Annotated in this window: 15 protein-coding genes; 11 read left to right on the forward strand and 4 right to left on the reverse strand. The window is 55.8% G+C overall.

Annotation, left to right across the window (positions count from 1 at the left end):
- From JNM42_RS09905 to JNM42_RS09925, 5 genes are all read left to right on the forward strand, one after another.
- The coding region (locus tag JNM42_RS09905; protein ID WP_294268844.1) for a glycogen/starch/alpha-glucan phosphorylase at nucleotides 1-499 on the forward strand (499 nt) is incomplete at its 5' end.
- Nucleotides 500-501: 2 nt separating this feature from the next.
- A complete protein-coding gene (glgB, locus tag JNM42_RS09910) occupies nucleotides 502-2694 on the forward strand; it encodes a 1,4-alpha-glucan branching protein GlgB (protein ID WP_294268847.1) in 2193 nt (730 codons plus the stop codon).
- Nucleotides 2682-4691, forward strand: coding sequence for a glycogen debranching protein GlgX (glgX, locus tag JNM42_RS09915; RefSeq protein ID WP_294268850.1), 2010 nt, complete (start codon nucleotides 2682-2684; stop codon nucleotides 4689-4691). The genes glgB and glgX overlap by 13 nt, the downstream gene beginning before the upstream one ends.
- A 5-nt stretch (nucleotides 4692-4696) precedes the next feature.
- Entirely contained in the window at nucleotides 4697-6253 is a 1557-nt protein-coding gene (gene malQ, locus JNM42_RS09920; protein WP_294268852.1) for a 4-alpha-glucanotransferase, read from the forward strand.
- A gap of 131 nt (nucleotides 6254-6384) precedes the next feature.
- Nucleotides 6385-6768, forward strand: a complete 384-nt coding sequence (locus JNM42_RS09925; RefSeq protein WP_294268855.1) for a DUF2934 domain-containing protein — start codon at nucleotides 6385-6387, stop codon at nucleotides 6766-6768.
- 125 nt (nucleotides 6769-6893) lie between these two features.
- Here the strand turns inward: JNM42_RS09925 and glgA (JNM42_RS09930) are convergent, their stop codons facing one another.
- The 4 genes from glgA (JNM42_RS09930) to pgi all read right to left on the reverse strand — a co-directional run bounded on the left by glgA (JNM42_RS09930) (nucleotide 6894) and on the right by pgi (nucleotide 13038).
- Nucleotides 6894-8333: a glycogen synthase GlgA gene (glgA, locus tag JNM42_RS09930; protein WP_294268861.1), complete on the reverse strand. Its 1440-nt coding sequence runs from the start codon at nucleotides 8331-8333 to the stop codon at nucleotides 6894-6896.
- 21 nt (nucleotides 8334-8354) lie between these two features.
- Nucleotides 8355-9626 carry a glucose-1-phosphate adenylyltransferase gene (gene glgC, locus JNM42_RS09935; protein WP_294268864.1) on the reverse strand — a complete coding sequence of 424 codons (1272 nt, stop codon included), beginning with the start codon at nucleotides 9624-9626 and terminating at the stop codon, nucleotides 8355-8357.
- A 71-nt stretch (nucleotides 9627-9697) separates the two neighbouring features.
- Nucleotides 9698-11335, reverse strand: a complete 1638-nt coding sequence (locus tag JNM42_RS09940; RefSeq protein ID WP_294268866.1) for an alpha-D-glucose phosphate-specific phosphoglucomutase — start codon at nucleotides 11333-11335, stop codon at nucleotides 9698-9700.
- A gap of 65 nt (nucleotides 11336-11400) precedes the next feature.
- Nucleotides 11401-13038, reverse strand: a complete 1638-nt coding sequence (gene pgi / locus JNM42_RS09945; RefSeq protein ID WP_294268870.1) for a glucose-6-phosphate isomerase — start codon at nucleotides 13036-13038, stop codon at nucleotides 11401-11403.
- Between the two features lie 583 nt (nucleotides 13039-13621).
- Here pgi and glgA (JNM42_RS09950) point away from each other — a divergent pair.
- The 6 genes from glgA (JNM42_RS09950) to pgk form a co-directional block, all read left to right on the forward strand.
- Nucleotides 13622-14827: a glycogen synthase gene (glgA, locus tag JNM42_RS09950; RefSeq protein ID WP_294268874.1), complete on the forward strand. Its 1206-nt coding sequence runs from the start codon at nucleotides 13622-13624 to the stop codon at nucleotides 14825-14827.
- Between the two features lie 58 nt (nucleotides 14828-14885).
- Nucleotides 14886-16181, forward strand: a complete 1296-nt coding sequence (locus JNM42_RS09955; RefSeq protein WP_294268876.1) for an alpha-amylase family glycosyl hydrolase — start codon at nucleotides 14886-14888, stop codon at nucleotides 16179-16181.
- 14 nt (nucleotides 16182-16195) lie between these two features.
- Nucleotides 16196-18253 (forward strand): alpha-1,4-glucan--maltose-1-phosphate maltosyltransferase, encoded by a 2058-nt coding sequence (locus tag JNM42_RS09960; protein ID WP_294268879.1) that lies wholly within the window; start codon nucleotides 16196-16198, stop codon nucleotides 18251-18253.
- A 275-nt stretch (nucleotides 18254-18528) separates the two neighbouring features.
- Nucleotides 18529-19002, forward strand: coding sequence for a hypothetical protein (locus tag JNM42_RS09965; RefSeq protein WP_294268882.1), 474 nt, complete (start codon nucleotides 18529-18531; stop codon nucleotides 19000-19002).
- A gap of 469 nt (nucleotides 19003-19471) precedes the next feature.
- On the forward strand, nucleotides 19472-20470 hold the full coding sequence (gene gap / locus JNM42_RS09970; protein WP_294268885.1) for a type I glyceraldehyde-3-phosphate dehydrogenase: 999 nt from the start codon (nucleotides 19472-19474) through the stop codon (nucleotides 20468-20470).
- Between the two features lie 74 nt (nucleotides 20471-20544).
- Nucleotides 20545-21118, forward strand: a 574-nt coding sequence (pgk, locus tag JNM42_RS09975) for a phosphoglycerate kinase (protein WP_294268889.1), incomplete at its 3' end; no start/stop codon positions are given.

A 21118-nucleotide genomic window follows, 5' to 3' on the forward strand; every position in this document is an offset into this window, starting at 1 on the left:
AACCGAGGCCTCGGGCACCGGCAACATGAAGTTCTCGATGAACGGGGCGCTGACCATTGGCACCGAGGATGGTGCCAACATCGAGATTCGGGACAACGTCGGCGCCGAAAATATTTTCATCTTCGGCAACACCACGCCACAAGTCGAAGCGATCAGGAGAGCAGGCTACGATCCGAGATCGATTTACCATAATAATCCGATGCTCAATGAAGCGTTGAACAAGCTCGACGGCGGATTCTTTTCACCAAATGACCGCAAGCGTTATCACGACGTTTTCAATTGCCTGGTAAATTACGGTGACCACTATCTGTTGCTCGCCGACTATGCGGATTACATAACAACTCAATCCAGGGTTGATGAACTCTTCCTGACGCCAGCCGAGTGGCATCGCAAAGCCATACTCAACGTCGCCGGCATGGGCAGCTTTTCGTCTGACCGAACCATACGTGACTACGCCATCGACACCTGGAATATGGGCTCGCTTCTGAAGAAGGCGTGAAAATGCTCAGCAAGGCAGAAGTTATCTCCCTATGCCGTGGCGAACACGGCAACCCCTTTGCCGTCCTCGGATTGCACGCCGGTGCCAAGGGTCGACTCTGGTTGCGCAGCCTGCAACCCGGCGCGGAATCGGTTTCCGTGATCGATGCCGATAGCGGTCAGGTGCTGGTCGAACTCACCCAGCGCAAGATTGAAGTGCTGGGGGAGGCCTCCGGGTTTTTCGAGGCGTCGATTCTCGGTCGCAACATTCCTTTCAACTATCGGCTGCGAATTGTCTGGCCGAACGACGTCCAGGAGATTGACGACCCTTACCGGTTTCCCACGGTTCTCGGCGAGCTTGACGTCTGGCTGCTGGCTGAAGGTTCGCACCTGCGCCCCTATGAACGCCTCGGCGCACATTTGCGCGAAATCGACGGTGTACAGGGAACCGCATTCGCCGTCTGGGCTCCTGATGCCCAGCGCGTCAGCATCGTCGGCGACTTCAACTCCTGGGATGGTCGACGCCACCCCATGCGTCTGCGCCGTGAATGTGGCGTCTGGGAACTCTTTCTGCCTGGCGTTGGGGCAGGAGCCCGTTACAAGTTTGAAATTCGCACGCTCGATGGCCATGTACTTACTCAGAAGGCCGACCCCTATGGCTTTGCCGCCGAACTGCGGCCAGCGACGGCCTCGATAGTCAGCCCGTTACCGCAGATCGCATCGCGCGCAACTGTTGCCGTCGCAAGCAAACTGAGCAGACCGGTATCGATCTACGAAGTCCACCTCGGCTCCTGGCGAAGAGCCGTTGACGGCGGCTTTCTTGACTGGCAGCAAATAAAAGAAACACTGATTCCCTACGTTGTCGACCTTGGCTTTACGCATCTTGAATTATTGCCGATTTCGGAACACCCGTTCGACGGCTCATGGGGCTATCAACCGCTCGGAATTTACGCACCAACAGCGCGCTTCGGCTCCCCACAGGGTTTTTGTGATTTCGTGGCGGCCTGCCACACCGCGGGTATCGAGGTCATCGTTGATTGGGTACCGGCGCATTTCCCGACCGATGAACACGGCCTCAGCAACTTTGACGGAAGGCCGCTCTACGAACACGCCGACCCGCGTGAAGGCAAGCATCAGGACTGGGGAACGCTGATTTACAACTTTGGCCGACGCGAGGTGTTCAATTACCTGGTCGGCAACGCCCTCTTCTGGATCGAGCATTACGGTGTTGATGGTCTGCGCGTCGATGCCGTGGCCTCGATGCTCTACCGTGACTACAGCCGCTCTCACGGCGAGTGGATTCCCAATATATACGGTGGCCGGGAAAACATTGAGGCGGTTCATTTCCTGCGTCGAATGAACGAAACACTTGGGCAGGAATGCCCGAACGCAGCAACCTATGCCGAGGAATCAACGGCCTGGCCGGCAGTAACCCGCCCGCCGTCGATGGGCGGACTGGGCTTCCACTACAAGTGGAACATGGGCTGGATGCACGACATTCTGGACTACATGGCGCACGAACCGATCTATCGCCGGTATCATCACAACCAGCTCACCTTCGGCCTGCTCTATGCTTTTACTGAAAACTTTGTCTTGCCCCTGTCGCACGACGAGGTTGTTCACGGCAAAGGCTCTCTGATCGGCAAAATGCCCGGCGACTATGGTCAGAAATTCGCCAATTTGCGTCTACTCTACGGCTTCATGTGGGGGCATCCGGGCAAGAAATTACTGTTCATGGGCGGCGAATTTGGCCAGTGGAGCGAGTGGAATGATTCAAGCTCACTTGACTGGGCTTTGCTCGACTTCCCACAGCACGAGGGCGTAAGACGCCTAGTAAGGGATCTGAACCGGCTCTATCGCAATACCCCGGCACTGCACGAAATTGATTTCGACGCTAGCGGATTTGAGTGGATTTCGCCCAACGACGCAGACAACTCGGTGATAGCCTTCATCCGTCGAGGCTATAACCGTTCGCGCGTGATTCTTTGCGTTTGTAACTTCACTCCCGTCGTTCGCCACAACTACCGAATCGGCGCCCCCGGCCCGGGCTTGTACCGCGAACGCATAAATACTGACTCAGAATTTTACGGAGGTAGCAATGTGGGCAACGAATACGGCAAGGTTGATGCCGAGCAGATTCCTGCGCACGGCCATGAATGGTCAATCGCGATGACAGTACCGCCACTTGCCGCCGTTTTTCTTGAATGGGAACAGTGAGCGTCGCCGCCGGCCTTAAGGAAGGGCGACCATGGCCACTCGGAGCCCATTGGGATGGTGCAGGTGTCAATTTCACCCTTTTCTCGGCACACGCAGAGCGGGTGGAATTGTGTTACTTCGAGGGCAGCACAATGCATACGCTGCCCCTGCCCAAATGCACCGATCAGGTCTGGCACGGTTATCTTCCTGGTGCTGAACCGGGACTCTGTTACGCTTTTCGCGTGCATGGCCCGAACGCACCCGGTCAGCGCTTTGACCCGCGCCGTCTGATCCTCGACCCTTATGCACGGGAACTGACTGGGAATTTTTCCTATGAGCCACACCCAGGCTCCGCCAACGGCCTGAAAGCCTGCGTGGTAAATGAGGCTTTCGACTGGGGTAGCGATGCGCCACCGGCGATTCCCTGGGCTGAATCGGTTCTTTATGAAATCCATGTCAAAGGGGCAACGCAGAAACATCCCGATGTTCCCGAAGACCTGCGCGGGACCTATGCAGGACTGGCCTCACCCGCCATGCTTGAGCATTTCAAGCGACTCGGCATCACCGCAGTCAACCTCCTGCCGGTGCACGGCTTCATCGACGAGGAACGCCTGGTGAATATGGGTCTCACCAACTACTGGGGCTATAACACCCTTGCCTTTTTCGCGCCAGAGTCTCGCTATGCCGCGCGCGCAGGCGGTCAATCGGTCATCTCCGAATTCCGTTCGATGGTGCGTACGCTACATGCCGCCGGAATCGAAGTCATCCTCGACGTCGTCTTCAACCATACCGCCGAGACCGACGAAACCGGACCAACCGTCTCGTTTCGTGGCATCGACAACTCCAGCTATTACCGCCTGCCGACCTTTGACCTGAATAGCTACGAAAATTTCAGTGGCTGCGGTAACACCCTCAACCTCGCCAATCCCCGCGTTCTGCAGATGGTCATGGACGCCCTGCGCTACTGGGTTGGCGAAATGCATGTGGACGGCTTCCGATTCGATCTGGCTGCCGCACTCACCCGCGACAGCGGCTTCCTTGCCGCCGTCAGACAGGATCCCTTGCTGGCACAGGTCAAGCTGATTGCCGAACCCTGGGATCTGGGGCCCGACGGCTATCATCTGGGCCGCTTCCCCCCAGGCTGGTCAGAATGGAACGACCGCTTTCGCGATGTGGCTCGGGCATTCTGGCTGACCGGTGAAGCCGAACCGGCCGTGATGGCACAACGTCTGGCCGGCTCGAGCGAGATATTCCGCTATTCCGGACGGGCACCGCAGGCGGGAGTCAATTTCATAACCGCCCATGATGGTTTCACCTTGCGCGACCTCGTCAGTTATCAGCACAAGCATAATGATCTCAATGGCGAGAACAACCGCGACGGACATGGACACAACCTCTCCTGGAATTGCGGTGAAGAAGGTGAGAGTGCAGACCCGATTGTCCTGCAACGGCGTCACCACCTGCAGCGTGCGTTACTGGCTACGCTCTTTGTGGCACAGGGCGTGCCGATGCTGCAGGGAGGCGATGAACTTGGCCGAACGCAGTCCGGCAACAACAATGCCTACTGCCAGGACAACGAGTTGACCTGGCTTGACTGGCCACATGCCAATACTGCCCTGATCGAATTTACCGCTGGACTGATCGGCCTGCGGAAGCGCTTTTCACAACTTCGACGTCGTGCCTGGTTAACCGGACAAACCAACGAGCGGGGGCAGCGCGACATTGTATGGTGGCATCCGGGCGGGCGCGAAATGACTGATAGTGACTGGCATTCACCTCCACGCGGAGCCTTGGGCCTGATTCTTGCACCCGAAGATACGGGCAGTTCAAAGACGAATTCTGAGACACTGCTGGTTCTGATCAACCGGGATTCAGACGCCCAGACTTTCCATCTGCCACCGGGATCCTGGCGACAGATCTGCGACAGTAGCAGCGAGAATCCTTTTGCATTGCTGTTGTCCCGCCAGGACACCAGCATAGTGACTGCACGAAGCGTGCAACTCCTCGCGCAGGAATAATCGTCATGCCATTTCACCGTCACAGCGGGATACTACTCCACCCGACCTCCCTTCCCGGGCCGCATGGTTCAGGAGATCTTGGTTCATCGTCCTATCACTTTATCGACTGGCTGGTAGCGGCCAGTCAAACCCTGTGGCAGGTACTACCCCTCGGCGGCATCGGACCAGGCAACTCGCCCTACATGAGTCCTTCAGCCTTTGCCGGCAATGAGCTGCTGATTGATTTGACTCAGTTGCGCGATGCCGGTTGGCTGACTGATGAAGACATCATTCCTGATCCGGCTTTCAAGGATGGGCGCATCAATTACCCGGCGGTACAGAGATTCCGCATGGCACTGTTGCGTTTGGCGGCCAAAAAATTTTTCACCGACGTCCGGCGTGACGCTCGCAAATCATTCTCGGCGTTCTGTACCGACGCGAGCGGCTGGCTTGATGATTATGTCCTGTTTATGGCCTTGGACAAACAACATGGCACGGTTTGGCAGGAATGGCCGGCGGCGCTGGCGCAACGAAAACCAAAAGCATTGCAGGAAGCGGCAGTAGCGCTAGCCGACGAATGCGACTTCTGGCGCTTCTGCCAGTGGTGTTTTTACAGCCAGTGGGCTGCGCTCAAGGATTACGCCAATACTCGCGGTGTTGAAATCATTGGCGACATGCCAATTTTTGTTTCTCCCCACAGCGCCGACGTATGGGCCAATCAAACATTATTCGATCTGGATAGCAAGGGGCAGCCGCGCGTGATTGCCGGGGTGCCGCCCGATTACTTCAGTGCCACCGGACAACGCTGGGGTAACCCCCTGTACAAGTGGCCAGCCCATGAAGCGGAAAACTACCGCTGGTGGGTCGAACGATTGCGCGGCACACTCGCGCTCTGCGATATCGTACGCATCGACCATTTCCGTGGTTTCGAATCCTGCTGGGAGATTCCGGCCGACGCCGAAACTGCGGTTAATGGAAAGTGGTTGCCTGGACCAGGAGTTGCCCTGTTCAACGCATTGCGCAAAGCTCTGGACAAGCGGCAAGGACAAAGACAGGACGGACTCAGAATCATCGCCGAGGATCTTGGCATCATTACACCCGAAGTCGCCGCCCTACGCCAGTCCATTGGCTTGCCCGGCATGCGCATCCTGCACTTCGCATTTGACGGACACGCCGGCAATCCGTATCTTCCGCACAACTTCGAGTCGAATACCGTCGTCTATACCGGCACTCACGACAACGATACCACCAGAGGCTGGTGGGCTGCGCTCCCTGCACACGAGCAGGATTACATTCGGCGCTATTTCGGCATCAGCGGAGAAAGCATCGAATGGGATCTGATCCGGGCCGCTTTCGCGTCTGTTGCTGCGCTTTCCATCATACCCATGCAAGACGTACTCGGCCTTGATTCTGCTTCCCGCATGAACCAGCCGGGACTGGCTGATGGTTGCTGGGAGTGGCGTTTCAATTGGCATCAGGTGGTGCCATGGCACGCTGATCGCCTTGCCGAATTGGCTCGCTTGTATGGTCGCATGCCAAGACGCCGCTCGGACACTCATGCCCTACCGGGACTTAAAAACTGACAACAGCCAACCGGCTTGCAAAGCGAAAAAACAACGGTTTAATTAATGCTTGTTCAAACATGCTCATGCAGTATAATCGCAGCGTTGGTGTTAGTTCGAATCAATATTTCCATATCTAAAAGGACAGAATCATGGCTGAGACAAGCACTAAAGCAAGCCCCAAAAAAGCGGTGACCAAGCCCGTCGTTGCCGGTACCAAGCCCGAAGTTAAAAAGCCCGCTACTGCCACCAGTGCCAAGCCTGCTGCTAAACCTGCCGTGGCCAGTGCCAAGCCCGCAGTCAAGGAACCCGCTGTCGTCAAAAAGCCCGCCACCGCCAAAGCCGCCGTGGCGAAACCTGTTGCCAAGACTACGGTTGCAAGCAATGTAATGATCGTCAGTGATGAGCAGCGTTACCGCATGGTCGCCGAAGCCGCGTATTATCATGCTGAACGCAACCAGTTCAAGAGCGACCACGTACGTGACTGGATTGATGCTGAAAGAGATATTGCTGCACTGCTCAGCGGTGGCAAGTAGTCTGCTTTTATAAAGGTAACTAATACCTCCAGTACCTTATGGCAGTAGCCAATTTCGGCTATTGTGCGCGCTACTGGCGTACCGATAAGCTTTCAAATACAGACTTCGACGCAACTCGATATTAGCTACAGACTGCGGTAGAGCGCTTCATAGTGCGCGGCAGAATCATCCCAAGAGAAATCCTGCTCCATTGCCCGCCGCTGGACTTGATGCCAGGCGATCTGATCGCGATAGAGTGTGCACGCTTCATGGATAGACTCGCCGATGCCATGGGGATCGATATCGTCAAAAACAAAACCCGTTGCGCTGTCTGACTGCAGGTTGCCCGGGTTCGCGTCGACCACCGTATCGGCAAGACCACCAACTCGGTGCACCAGCGGCAATGTGCCGTAACGCAAGGCATAAAGCTGTGTCAGCCCACACGGTTCGAAACGTGAGGGAACCAGAAGCACATCGGCTCCTGCAAAGAAACGATGCGCCATTGCTTCGTCATAACCGACAAAGGCTGCAACCATCTCCGGATTAGCCGCTGCCGCATGGCGGAATCCCTTTTCCAGATAATCATCCCCGGTTCCGAGGACGGCCAACTGGGCACCCTCCCTGAGCAGATCAGGCAAAGCGGCCAACAGCAAATCCATTCCCTTTTGTGAAAAAAGCCGGCTGACGACAGCGAACAGAGGTCCTTCTGCATGATTGGACAACCCGAGTTCAGACTGTAGGGCAAGCTTGCACGCTGTTTTCCCCTGGAGATTGTCTGCACTATAGGGCTTGGCAATATCAGGGTCTTCCGGATTCCATATCTCGGGGTCGACACCGTTGAGAATACCGAAGAGATCACCAGCACGGTCACGCAGAACCCCATCAAGGCCACAACCGAATTCCGGCGTACGGATTTCGCGGGCGTAGGTCGGGCTCACCGTTGTTATCTTTTGTGAATAAACTAGAGCAGCCTTCATGAACGATATCGTGCCGTGAAATTCGATGCCGTGCAGGATCGATTGGCGCATCGGCAAACCCAGATCAGCGAGGCAATCCATGGGGAAAACCCCCTGGTAAGCGAGATTGTGAATGGTGAAAACGCTCGCCGTCTTTAGCCCCGGGTTCTGGGCCATGTAGATGGACGCCAGTCCGGCGTGCCAGTCGTGTGCATGGACAACATCAGGCCGCCAGTCGGGGGCGAGTTCTCCAGAAGCCATATGCGCAGCAACCCATCCCAGGAGCCCAAAACGGCGATGATTGTCGCTCCAGTCGTTACCATCAGGGCCGATATAAATATTGCCTTGACGTTGATAGAGGAATGGCGCATCAATCACATAGGCCAACAAGCCGCTGTCCGGCAGGCTACCGATGTGGATCGTAATAACAGCCGCACCGAAGGCCGGACCAATCCGGATGACCGGCTTGAGCCCGAGCATTCCATTGAGGATACCAGGAAAACCGGGCAACAGAACGCGGACATCAAGCCCGCGTTTGGCAAGTGCTGGGGGTAGCGAGGCAATGACATCAGCCAGACCGCCCGCTTTTACCAGAGGATATATTTCAGAAGCGACGTGTAAAATTCGCATCAATAGCTGGTTGGATAAATTTCAAGGAATCCGTTCGAGCATCTTCCGTGTCACCAGTGTTATGCCATTGGGAGTTCGTCGGAAGCGCCGCGCATCATCTTCATGGTTTTCCCCGATAACCATTCCCGCTGGAATACTCACGCCATGGTCGATGATGCACCGGTTCAGCCTCGCCCCGCGACCTATTTCAACATCCGGCAACAACACAGACCAGTTAACTTTGGCGTGTGAATGAACGCGGCACGACGAGAAGAGCAAGGTGCGGTTCATTTCACCCGAAATGATGCAACCGCCGGCAACCGTCGACTCGATGGCAAGCCCATGGCGGTCAATCTGGTTGTGCACAAACTTGGCTGGAGGAAGTTGCTGCTGATAGGTCCAGATCGGCCAGCTACGATCATAAAGATTCAATGCTGGTACAGTCGCCGTCAAGTCGACGTTGGCTTCCCAATAGGCATCAAGCGTACCGGCGTCGCGCCAATAATCTTCCTTGTCCGGCGCTTCATCGGGTGCGTGAACACAACTGCGATCAAATGAGTGAGACATCGCGCAACCGTTCTGCACGGCACGCGGAATGATGTCCTTGCCGAAGTCATGACTGGAGTTCGGATCGGCGATGTCGCGCAATAACTCTGCGTAAAGATACTTGGCATTGAAGATGTAGATTCCCATGCTGCATAGCGAACGATCCGGCTTGCCGACCACAGCCGGCGGATCGGCCGGCTTTTCTACAAATTCGGTAATTCGTCGATTGGCATCAACCGCCATCACGCCGAACTCGCTGGCATCCTTGCGCGGGACTTCGATACAGGCCACCGTACACTCCGCTCCACTCTCGACATGGTCGACCAGCATCGCCGCGTAGTTCATTTTGTAAACATGATCGCCGGCAAGAATCAGGACATACTCCGGTGCCGGCCTGTAGTTCTCCAGAATGTCAATATTCTGGAAAACCGCATCTGCCGTTCCGCGATACCAGGACTCTTCATCGACTCGCTGTTGCGCCGGCATCAGATCGACAAACTCGTTAACCTCGCCACGCAGGAAACCCCAGCCACGCTGTAGGTGACGCAACAGGCTGTGCGACTTGTACTGTGTCACCACCCCGATGCGCCGGATGCCCGAATTAACGCAGTTGGACATGGCAAAATCGACAATCCGGTACTTGCCGCCGAAATAGACGGCTGGTTTAGCCCGACTGTCGGTCAACTCGTACAAGCGGCTACCGCGACCGCCGGCAAGCACCAACGCAACTGCCTTGCCTGGCAACTGAAAAGTTCGCTTTTCTAACATTTTGGCACGCTCCAAAAATAACCGGTCTACACTTCAGAAAAAACTGGCTTCAATGAAAAAACTTCACGCTCCTAGCTGATCACATCCGGTGCATTTCTTCCAGTAATCTCCACAATGCCCGCCACCTTCTCGGCGAGTGCAATCAGCGGGGCCAAGGCTTCCTGCGCAGGTATCTCGTGACGAGCGGGTTCCGCCTCGTAACGCTCAAGGTAGAGCCGCAAGGTGGCTCCTTCAGTGCCGGTGCCCGACAGCCTGAAGACGACCCGCGATCCGTCTTCGAGCAAAATCCTGACGCCTTGCCTGTCGCTACGCGAACCGTCGACCGGATCCGTATAGCAGAAGTCGTCCGCCGCCTTGATACGCATTCCGGCGAATTCCATTCCGGCCAGCGTCGGCAGCTTTTGCCGAAGCTCTGCAAAAAGTTTGTCTGCCTTCGCTGTTTCAATGCCTTCATAGTCATGTCGCGAATAGACATTGCGACCAAAACGGCGCCAGTGCTCGCGTACAATCTGCGCGACTGGCTCGTTGCGGACAGCAAGAATGTTCAGCCAGTAGAGCACCGCCCACAACCCGTCTTTTTCACGCACGTGATTGGATCCGGTGCCAGCACTCTCTTCGCCGCAAAGCGTTACCTTGCCGGCATCAAGCAGACTGCCAAAATACTTCCAACCGGTCGGCGTCTCGTAACAGGAAATGCCTAGTTCCGCAGCAACTCGATCCAACGCGCAACTGGTCGGCATCGAACGTGCCACTCCGGCCAGACCCTTGGCGTAGGCAGGAATCAGTTTGTAATTGGCGGCAATGACGGCGATGCTGTCGCTCGGGCTGACAATAAAACCCTTGCCGACGATCATGTTGCGATCACCGTCACCATCTGACGCAGCACCGAAAGACAGGCCAGAGTTTGGATCAGCAAGCGCAGACACCAGATCGGCTGCATAAACCGGATTCGGGTCCGGATGCCCGCCGCCGAAATCCGGCAAGGGTGTTCCATTCACCACCGTACCGGCAGGTGCGCCAAGACGCCCCTCCAGTATCGCGTGGGCATAGGGGCCATTGACCGCATGCATGGCATCAAAACGCATGCGGAAGTCGGGGCGCGCCAACAACGTGGCAATCTGAGCAAAGTCAAACAGTGACTCAAGCAGTTCGGCGTAATCGGCCACCGGGTCGATGACGCAAACGAGCATGTCGCCAATACGCGTCTCGCCAAGACGGCCAAGGTCGATATCTGCCGATTCTACGAGTCGATAAGCGTTGATTTCCTGGGTTCGCTTAAAAACGGCGTCGGTGAAATTTTCATTCGCCGGACCACCATTTCCGAGGTTGTACTTGATGCCAAAGTCGTCATCCGGTCCGCCCGGATTGTGACTGGCCGACAGGATGATGCCGCCGAATGCGCCCTGTTTGCGAATCACCGCGCTGGCCGCCGGTGTAGACAATATGCCCCTGCAGCCAACCAGTACTCGGCCGAAACCGGCGGCAGCGGCCATGCGCAGGATGATCTGGATGGCTACATCGTTGAAATAGCGGCCGTCACCACCAAGAACAAGCGTTTTCCCCTGCTGGCCGTCCAGGTTATCGAAAATCGATTGAACAAAGTTTTCCAGATATCCGGGCTGGCTGAAAACCTTGACTTTTTTGCGTAATCCCGAAGTTCCGGGCTTCTGACCGGAAAAGGGAGTCGTGGCAACGGTGGTAATCTTCATGTCATTTTATCCTGAGCAGTGCCTGGCGAAATAATCAAAACCCACAGAGTTGAAACCAGACTAAATCATGAAATGCACTTGCGAGTGAAAGTTAAAAGCCCTTGTGTGGATGCGTCGAGAGGTTTAGCCAGATCCGCATCATAAACCGCAGGCAGGATCAGACTCGCAACTGCCTTGCCCAGCTCAACACCCCACTGATCAAACGAGTTGATCCCCCAGATAGCTCCCTGCACGAATACCTTGTGCTCGTAGAGTGCAATCAGGGAACCGAGCGCACCCGGATTCAGACTGGTCATTAATAGCGTTGACGAGGGCTGGTTGCCGGCAAAAATCCGGTGCGGCAACAGGTCGGCTATTTCCTTCGGACTGAGCGACTCTTTTTCCAGGCTGGCGCGAACCTCGCCTTCGTTCCTGCCGAAGGCCAGCGCCGCACTCTGCGCGAAGCAGTTGGAGAGCAGCGCCTCCTGATGCTTCGGCAAGGGATAGTCGGAGCGCACGGAAGCAACAAAATCGCAAGGCACTATACGCCCGCCCTGATGCAGAAGCTGGAAAAACGCGTGCTGCCCGTTGTTGCCCAGTTCACCCCATACGATGGGGCAGGTTGAGTAGTCCAGGGCTTCGCCGCCGATGCTCACGGACTTGCCGTTACTTTCCATTTCAAGCTGTTGCAGGAAGGACGGAAAATATTTGAGCGATTCGTTGTAAGGCAGTACCGCATTGGTCGACGCCCCCAGGAAGTTGGTATTCCAGATACCAATGAGCGCCATCACCACCGGCAGATTGCGCTCGAATGGCGCTGTGCGAAAATGCTCGTCCATGCGCTCCGCACCACGCAGCATTTCGTCAAATGCATGCGGCCCGATGGCGATCATCAACGCCAGACCGACGGCAGACCACAGCGAATACCTGCCTCCCACCCAATCCCAGATCGGAAAAACCAGATCCCGGCTCACACCGAACTCGACCGCTCGTTCGGGTTTGCTGGAAACCGCAGCGAAGTGGTTTTCTGAAACCAGTTCATCGCCAAGATTCGCGCGTAGCCAGTCGCGTGCGGTGTTTGCATTGAACATGGTTTCTTGCGTGGTAAACGTCTTGCTCGCAACAATGAAGAGTGTCGTGCGCGGATCGAGTGTCTGCAGCAGCGGCGCCATCTGTGCCCCGTCAAGGTTCGATACATAGTGCACCCCAAGCACAGGATGGCTGATGGAGCGCATGGCCTGACCCATCATTTTGGGACCCAGATCGGAGCCGCCAATACCGATATTGACGACATCCCGAATCGGCATCCCCTTGTGCCCGAAGCATTTGCCGTCGCGCAGACGATCGGCAAACACGGCCATTCTCTGCCTCGTTGCAATAACGTCGGGCATCACATCAAACTGGCTGTTCGGGAACGGGCCGGCGGAACGGCGCAAGGCGGCATGCAGCACCGAACGCCCCTCGCTGATATTGATACGCTCACCTGCAAACATGCGCTCGGTCCAATCCGAAACTCTTGCCTCCCTGGCCAGCGCGGCAAGCAATCCGAGTGTCTCGGTGGTCAGGCGCTGCTTTGAGAAATCGTAAAGGATGTCGTCAAAGGTCAAGGTGAGCGACTCCACACGCTTTGGATCGCCGGCAAACAAGTCCCTCAGGTGAGTATTTGCGAAAGCCTGGCGATGGGCATTGATGGCCGCCCATGCGGGCGAAGCAGTGATCGTCATTTCGGTAACACCCCTTAGTTTAGTGGTTTCCAGGGTCATGCCACTGCACAGCGCAGCGCATAACGTAATCGTGTCTATTCTATGCGAAATATTTACCCTTCCGCGATACTAAAATCATAAAAATTTGGACATCGGCCCAGTTATCGGCACCAGATGCGCTTAAGAGCAAGCGAAGCGAGGCTGAGGAGGCCGACCCTCGAATGACAGTGCGCGAACCAAACCGAGCCCACCCGGCGCAGGCAGCAACTTGATCATGGAATCGCCTGATGGGCAACAGGTCATGACATTCCGCCCTGGCTCGATATGCGCAGATTTTTATCTATGACCTCACGCAGCGACCGATACCTGCTGTGGAGAATTTCCGGGCAGATCGCGTCACATCATCAGCGAATGAGCGCGATACCCGTACGCTGGAACACTCTTTGTAATGCCCTTGAATTTCCTATCCTCCGACCTGGCAATATATAATTCAGTCTGTTGTGAATGACTGCTCGTTTTTATACCGACATGATCAACGACAAACCAATACAAAGATTGCGCTACCAAGGCGATTTTCACGAATAAAGACAGGGAGTTAATTAAAATGCGCGTTCTGTTGATGACTAACGAGTTTCCGCCGAACATTTATGGCGGAGCGGGTGTTCACGTCGAGTACTTATCGCGTGAATTGTCACGACTTACGCCAGTCGAGGTGCGTAGTTTCCAGGAGCAGGACTTCAGCAAAGACCGGCTCAAGGTACTTGGCACCAAGATCGACGCCTCGGGCTACCATTGCAACAAAGAACTGGTTTCGCCTTTGAAGGCTCTCGCCACCTGCCTAAACTTCAACATCCAGGGCATCGACGCTGACATCGTTCATTGCCACACCTGGTACGCCCATTTTGGGGGCATCCTGGCCAAGCTTCTTTATGGCACCCCACTGGTCATCACCGTCCACTCGCTGGAACCCTTGCGCCCATGGAAGCGTGAGCAGATCGGTCGGGGTTACGATCTGTCGAGCTGGGTCGAAAAAACGGCGCTGGAGATGGCAGACGCCGTGGTGGCCGTTTCCAGGAGTACCCGCGAGGACATCCTGCAACTCTTCAATGTGGATCCGGCCAGGGTGCCGGTCATACCCAACGGTATCGATACTGACGAATACATACAGACGCTGGATCGTTCGGTTCTCGCCAGATTCAGAATCGACCCCAACAAACCCTACGTCCTGTTCGTCGGTCGCATGACCCGGCAAAAAGGACTTTTGTACCTGTTGCAGGCCATTCCGCAACTTGACCCCGACACCCAGGTCGTGCTCTGTGCCGGCGAGTCCGATACGCCCGAGCTACAGAAAGAACTTGAAAGCATCACGGCCAGGCTGCAGGCGCAAAGGCCCGGCATTATCTGGATTCCCGAAATGGTCAGCCGCCAGACGACGATCGCCCTGTATTCCCAGGCTGCCGTGTTCTGTTGTCCGTCGATCTACGAACCTTTCGGCATCATCAATCTGGAGGCCATGGCGTGCAACACGGCTGTGGTCGGCAGCAAGCTCGGCGGCATCGCGGAAGTGGTCGTTGATGGTGAAACCGGTCTTTTGATCGACGCCAATATCTCACCGACCATGCCGCACGACCCGCTGGACCCCAAGGCTTTTTCCACCGCCATGGCCGAGGGCATCAACCGCCTGATCCGCGATCCCGAGTTACGCAAAAAAATGGGTGCCGCCGGTCGCCAGCGTGTACTGGATAACTATTCCTGGCGCAGCATTGCCGAGACTACGCTTGCCCTGTACAAAAGCTTGCTGCCGAGCTAGCGGCAATGGAGTGCAAAAGGGCGTTTGCGCGAACCGCGTTTGAGCTTGGAAACTGAAGATGGCTGCAGGCCCGCGCCTCTATAATCTGTTCCCGCTGCTTGGTGGGTCTGTCCGGCAATGGGAAGACCATCTGCCGCGTATCGCCGCCATGGGCTTCGACTGGGTCTACCTCAATCCATTTCATTATCCGGGCTTTTCCGGGAGCCTCTATGCAGTCAAGGACTATTACCGCATCCACGACCTGATGTGGGATGGCGAGAACTCACTTGAAGATCTGCTCAAGTCTTTTTGCTGGAAAGCGGGGCAGCATGGCTTGTCGGTGATCATGGACCTGGTCATCAATCACACCTCTAAAGACGCCCTGCTGGCCGGGGATCATCCCGAATGGTACCTGTATGAAGACGACGGTTCATTGCGCTCGCCGCGCGCCATCGACCCGGCCGACGCGCGTAATGTCACGGTATGGGGCGATCTGGCAGAGATCAACTACCATGACCCTGCGCACCATGACGGCCTGATCGGATATTTTGCCGAAATGATGGGTCATTTTATCGATTGCGGGATTCGCGGTTTCCGCTGCGATGCCGCCTATCTGGTGCCACCGGAGGTCTGGTCGCGCTTGATCTCGTTCGCTCGCAGCAAGCGCAATGACGCGATCTTTTTCGCCGAAACCCTGGGCTGCCGACTGGAGCAGATTTCATCGCTGCGCTCGGCCGGCTTTGATTATTTGTTCAACAGTGCCCGGTGGTGGGATTTCAGGTCACCCTGGCTGCTCGAGCAATACAACTCGTTTCGCCATATTGCGCCCTCGATCGCCTTTCCGGAAAGTCATGACACCGAGCGCGTGGCCACGGAGTTGGAGCGCGTGGGCTGCACCGATCCGGTCTTGATCGAACGTGCCTACCGCGTGCGCTACATGTTTAGCGCCGTTTTTTCGAGCGGCGTAATGATTCCCGTCGGTTTCGAGTACGGCTTCCGAACCCGACTCAACATCGTGCACACGCGCCAAGAGCACTGGGAATGGCCACAGTTTGATCTGAGCGAGTACATCACCGCCGTCAACCGCATGCGGGCAGGCATCCCGGTTCTTAATGAAGAAGGCTCGCAACGCCAGGTTCACGTAGGCGATTACGCCCTGGTATGTCTTTTGCGCCGGGCGCAAGCCGGATCGTCATGGGTGCTGTCGGTGCTCAATACCGATCTGTATCATACGCATGATGCATATATTACGGGCCTTGATTCCGACGTGGTCGAGGCACGGGAAGTGACCCCGGGAAGCAATGGAGAAGTCATCACTGTCGGTGCCGTCCTGAGACTGTCACCCGGTGAGGCACGAATTTTTGTGAATACTTGAAAACAGGAGAGGTTATGACCAAGGCCGCGTTGACTAAAAGCAGCGTTGTGGCACCGCACCACAAGTCAGAAACGGTGGGGAGCAAATTAACAGTCGGCCTCAGGAGTCGCCCGATTGTCATTCTGAGCGTTTACCCTGAAGTCGATGGCGGTCGCTATGCCATCAAGCGGGAGGTCGGCGATACGCTCATTGTCTCGGCTGACGTATTCAAGGAAGGCCATGACAAACTCTCTGTCATGCTGATGGTGCGCCGCCGCGACGAGCAAGCATGGCACGAGGTTCCGATGACCTGCATCAACCCCGGGCTTGACCGCTGGCAGGGAGAGATCGTACTGACCGAAAATACCGGTTACGTGTATACCGTCGAGGCCTGGAGCGACGTTTTCGAGAGCTGGCTTGACGAGGTCAGGAAGAAGCTGGGCGCCAACGTAGACGTGTCACTCGAATTGATCGAGGGCCGCGATCTGGTCGAAGACGCGGCTGGTCGCGCCAGTGCCCCGGACAAAGGCTACCTCGACGAAATACTCAAGCGCTTTGCCGCTGCGGACTATACACAGCGCTGCAATCTTCTGCTGACTGAAGAGTTGAGAGCAACGGTAGCCCGCTGGCCCGATCGCGGCACCGCCAGTCGCTACGATCTGGAACTGGAGGTATTCGTTGATCGTGTCGCCGCCCGCTATGCGGCCTGGTATGAAATGTTTCACCGCTCGCAAGGTACAGTGCCAGGCAAGCCCGGCACGCTCAAGGATTGCGAGCGCCGCTTGCCGGAAATCCGCGACCTGGGCTTCGACGTCATTTATTTCGTACCTGTTCATCCGATCGGCCGCACGCATCGCAAAGGGCCTGACAACAGCCTGAATGCCGGTCCGAACGACCCCGGCAGTCCCTATGCCATCGGCTCGGACGAGGGCGGGCATACCGCATTGCACAAGGATCTGGGAACGCTTGACGACTTCCGGCATTTTGTCGATGCCGCAGCGGCACATGGCATGGAAGTCGCACTTGATTTCGCCATCCAGTGCTCGCCGGATCACCCGTGGATCAAAAAACATCCCGACTGGTTCAGGTTCCGCCCGGATGGCACGATCAAATACGCCGAGAACCCACCAAAGAAATACCAGGACATCGTCAACGTCGACTTCTACACCGTCGATCAGGAAGGCCTTTGGAATGAGATTCTGCACTCTGTTCTGTTCTGGGTTGAATTGGGTGTGAAAATCTTTCGCGTCGACAATCCGCATACCAAGCCCTTGCCGTTCTGGGAGTGGCTGATCCGCGAGATCAGGGTCGACCACCCCGATGTAATTTTCCTGGCCGAAGCATTTACCCGCCCGCCAATGATGCGAATGCTGGCCAAGGTAGGTTACAGTCAGTCCTACACCTACTTCACTTGGCGCAATTTCAAGCACGAAATTACCGAGTACCTGACCGAACTGACGCAGTCACCGGTCGCCGAGTACATGCGCCCCAACTTCTTTCCAACAACGCCTGATATCCTGCCCGAATTCCTGCAAAACGGAGGGCGAGCTGCATTCCAGACCCGCTTTGTCCTGGCCGCCACCTTATCCAGCGTCTACGGCATGTACAACGGTTACGAGCTCTGCGAAAACGCCGCGGTTCCGGGCAAGGAGGAGTACCTCCACTCGGAAAAATATGACTACAAGGTCTGGGACTGGGACCGCCCCGGGAACATTAAGGAGCTGATTGCAAAGGTTAACCGCATCCGGCGGGAAAACAGTGCCCTGCACGAATTGACCAACCTGCGCTTCTACACGGCCCACGACGACAACGTCCTGTTTTACGGCAAGATGACTCCGGACCGATCCAACATGATCCTGATCGCCGTCAACCTTGATCCTTTCGACGCTCACGCCACCGATCTGGAGATTCCGCTGTACGACCTTGGTCTGGGCGAACACGACAACTATATTGTCGAAGAACTGATTAGCGGCGCCAAGCATCTATGGAGCGGATCCCGTCACCACGTCCAGCTCGGTCCCGACACCAACCAGGCCATGATCCTGCGCGTAGTGCCCTGGCATCATGTGGATTTTGAAAGCTTAAACGCATGACGACACAATAGGCCTCGATCCTGACCCTACCCAGTACGAATGAAGCAGTTGGAAGGAAATTCTTGAACGGATTTTTCCATTGCGAGATAAGTGAACTTTTCCGTACGGCTGATTCTCTTAATAACGGAATTGTGTTGGGCGGAGCTTGAGCGTAGTATTCATCATAGGTTTCGAATGAGCGTACTGGCCTGGTCAGAAAGCCGGTCAGCACCCTAAGGCCAAGCCCCCATCAGCATCGTCAGCATCCAACCGAATTCCTTCAAGGACATACAATAATGAGAAAAAGATTAGTCACCTCAGTTCGGCAGGATACACCGCACCCTGACCACGACTGGCTGAACCTGGAACAACTGGCCGAGGTGGAAATCACTTCGGAAGATGCGGCATTCCCCATTGAGTCAGCACTGCTGCCCGACGGTCGCGCAGGGTGGCGCGCTGCCGAACCAGGAATGCAGACCATCCGGCTGCTTTTTTCCAGTCCGCAACAGATCCGCTGGATACGTCTGTCTTTCGTTGAGACTTCTGTCCAGCGCACGCAAGAATATGTCTTGCGCTGGTCGCACGATGGCGGTCAATCGTTTCGCGAAATCGTTCGCCAGCAATGGAACTTTAATCCTGACGGCGCAAGCAGCGAAACGGAAGACCATCGTGTAGAACTTTCCGGGGTCACCACTCTTGAACTGGGCATTATTCCGAATATGAGCGGGGGGAGTGCAATCGCTTCACTTGCGCAGTTTCGCATTGCCTGATTCAGCCTGTCGCTCTGTTCTGGATCACTGCCGATCTGCAAGACTGCGATCATTTGCGAATTGAATGCGGGTTCCAGCAATCACTTTTTCCAATATAAACATTTGTTCATGTGTTCATGCCCAAGGGAATCCCGGGCAAAGTCAGGAAAAATGAGAACATACATCTGGCGACAGGTGCCGTCAGAGATTGACCAGACAGACGCCGTTCTGGTGCGCGCAAACCCTGGGGAATTTCGCTTTATGCAACTAATTCTCCGGCATGTACTGGAAATATCGTTTGATATAGCGGATAATATTCGACCTTGGGTGGTGGTGTGTAAAACCCTTGGCGCTCAATGAGGTGCCGCTTGCGGAAGTTCCGACACCGGTAGGTACAACAGTTTTTTGGCTACGAGATTTTGTTTTTGTGATCGACAGATGTGAAAGCACCAATTATCAACCTTCGATTTTTTTATAAGGAAAGAGAATCATGACTATCAAAGTAGGTATCAACGGTTTCGGTCGTATTGGACGTATGGTTTTCCGTGCGGCGGTTCAGGATTTCAGTGACATTGAAGTTGTTGGCATCAACGACCTGCTCGATCCTGACTACCTGGCCTACATGCTGAAGTTTGACTCCGTGCATCGCCGTTTCGCAGGCTCAGTCTCCGTCGAAGGCAACACCTTGATCGTGAACGGCAAGAAAATCCGCCTGACTGCAGTCAAGGATCCGGCCGAGCTGAAGTGGAACGAAGTCGGTGCCGACATCGTCGTCGAATCGACTGGTCTGTTCCTGACCAAGGAAACTTGCGAGAAGCACATCACTGCCGGTGCCAAGAAAGTCATCCAGAGCGCTCCCAGCAAGGACGACACCCCGATGTTCGTATTCGGCGTCAATGACAAGACCTACGCCGGTCAAACCATCATCTCCAATGCGTCCTGCACCACCAACTGCCTGGCGCCCATTGCCAAGGTGCTTAATGACACTTGGGGTATCAAGCGTGGTCTGATGACCACCGTGCATGCCGCAACCGCCACCCAGAAGACCGTTGACGGACCTTCCAACAAGGACTGGCGCGGTGGTCGCGGCATTCTGGAAAACATTATCCCGTCGTCGACCGGTGCCGCCAAGGCTGTCGGCGTGGTCATTCCCGAATTGAACAAGAAGATCACCGGCATGGCTTTCCGCGTTCCGACCTCCGACGTTTCAGTGGTCGACCTGACCGTGGAACTGAACAAGGAAGCGAGCTACAAGGACATCTGTGCCGCCATGAAAGCCGCCGCTGAGGGCCCGATGAAAGGTGTTCTGGGCTATACAGAAGAAAAAGTGGTTGCTACCGACTTCCGTGGCGAAAGCTGCACCTCCACCTTCGATGCCGACGCTGGCATCGCACTGGACAGCACCTTCGTCAAGGTCGTGGCCTGGTACGACAATGAATGGGGCTACTCCTGCAAGGTGCTGGAGATGGTCCGCGTAATGGCCAAGTAATACCCTGGCAAAGGGGCACTTCACGGTGCCCCTTTTTTGTTTTCAACTATTATTGTATTGAATCGAGAATCGCCATGACCTTCAAACGTCTCACCGACCTGGACGTCTCCGGCAAGCGTGTTTTCATTCGCGCCGACCTGAACGTACCCCAGGACGATAATCTTGCCATTACCGACGACACCCGCATCCGCGCTGCCCTTCCAGGCATCCAGTACGCTCTTTCTAAGGGTGCAGCGGTAATGGTCACCTCCCACCTTGGCCGCCCCACTGAAGGTGAGTTCAAGCCGGATGACTCTCTCGCACCGGTTGCCAAACGCATGTCCGAACTGCTTGGCAAGGAAGTACGCCTCGTCCAGAACTGGGTCGATGGCGGCTTTGATGTAAAAGCAGGCGAAGTGGTCATGCTGGAAAACAGCCGTTGCAACAAGGGCGAAAAAAAATCCAACGAAGAGCTTTCGCAGAAAATGGCCGCGCTTTGCGATGTCTGGGTCATGGACGCCTTCGGCACGGCACACCGCGCTGAAGCGACCACCTATGGCATGGGCAAGTACGCCAAGATCGCCGGCGCCGGACCTTGTGTCGCCTCCGAACTCGAAGCCCTGACCAAGGCGCTGGCTCATCCGGCGCGTCCGATGGTGGCCATCGTCG

The sequence above is a fragment of the Propionivibrio sp. genome (genome assembly GCF_016790145.1).
GTDB lineage: Bacteria > Pseudomonadota > Gammaproteobacteria > Burkholderiales > Rhodocyclaceae > Propionivibrio.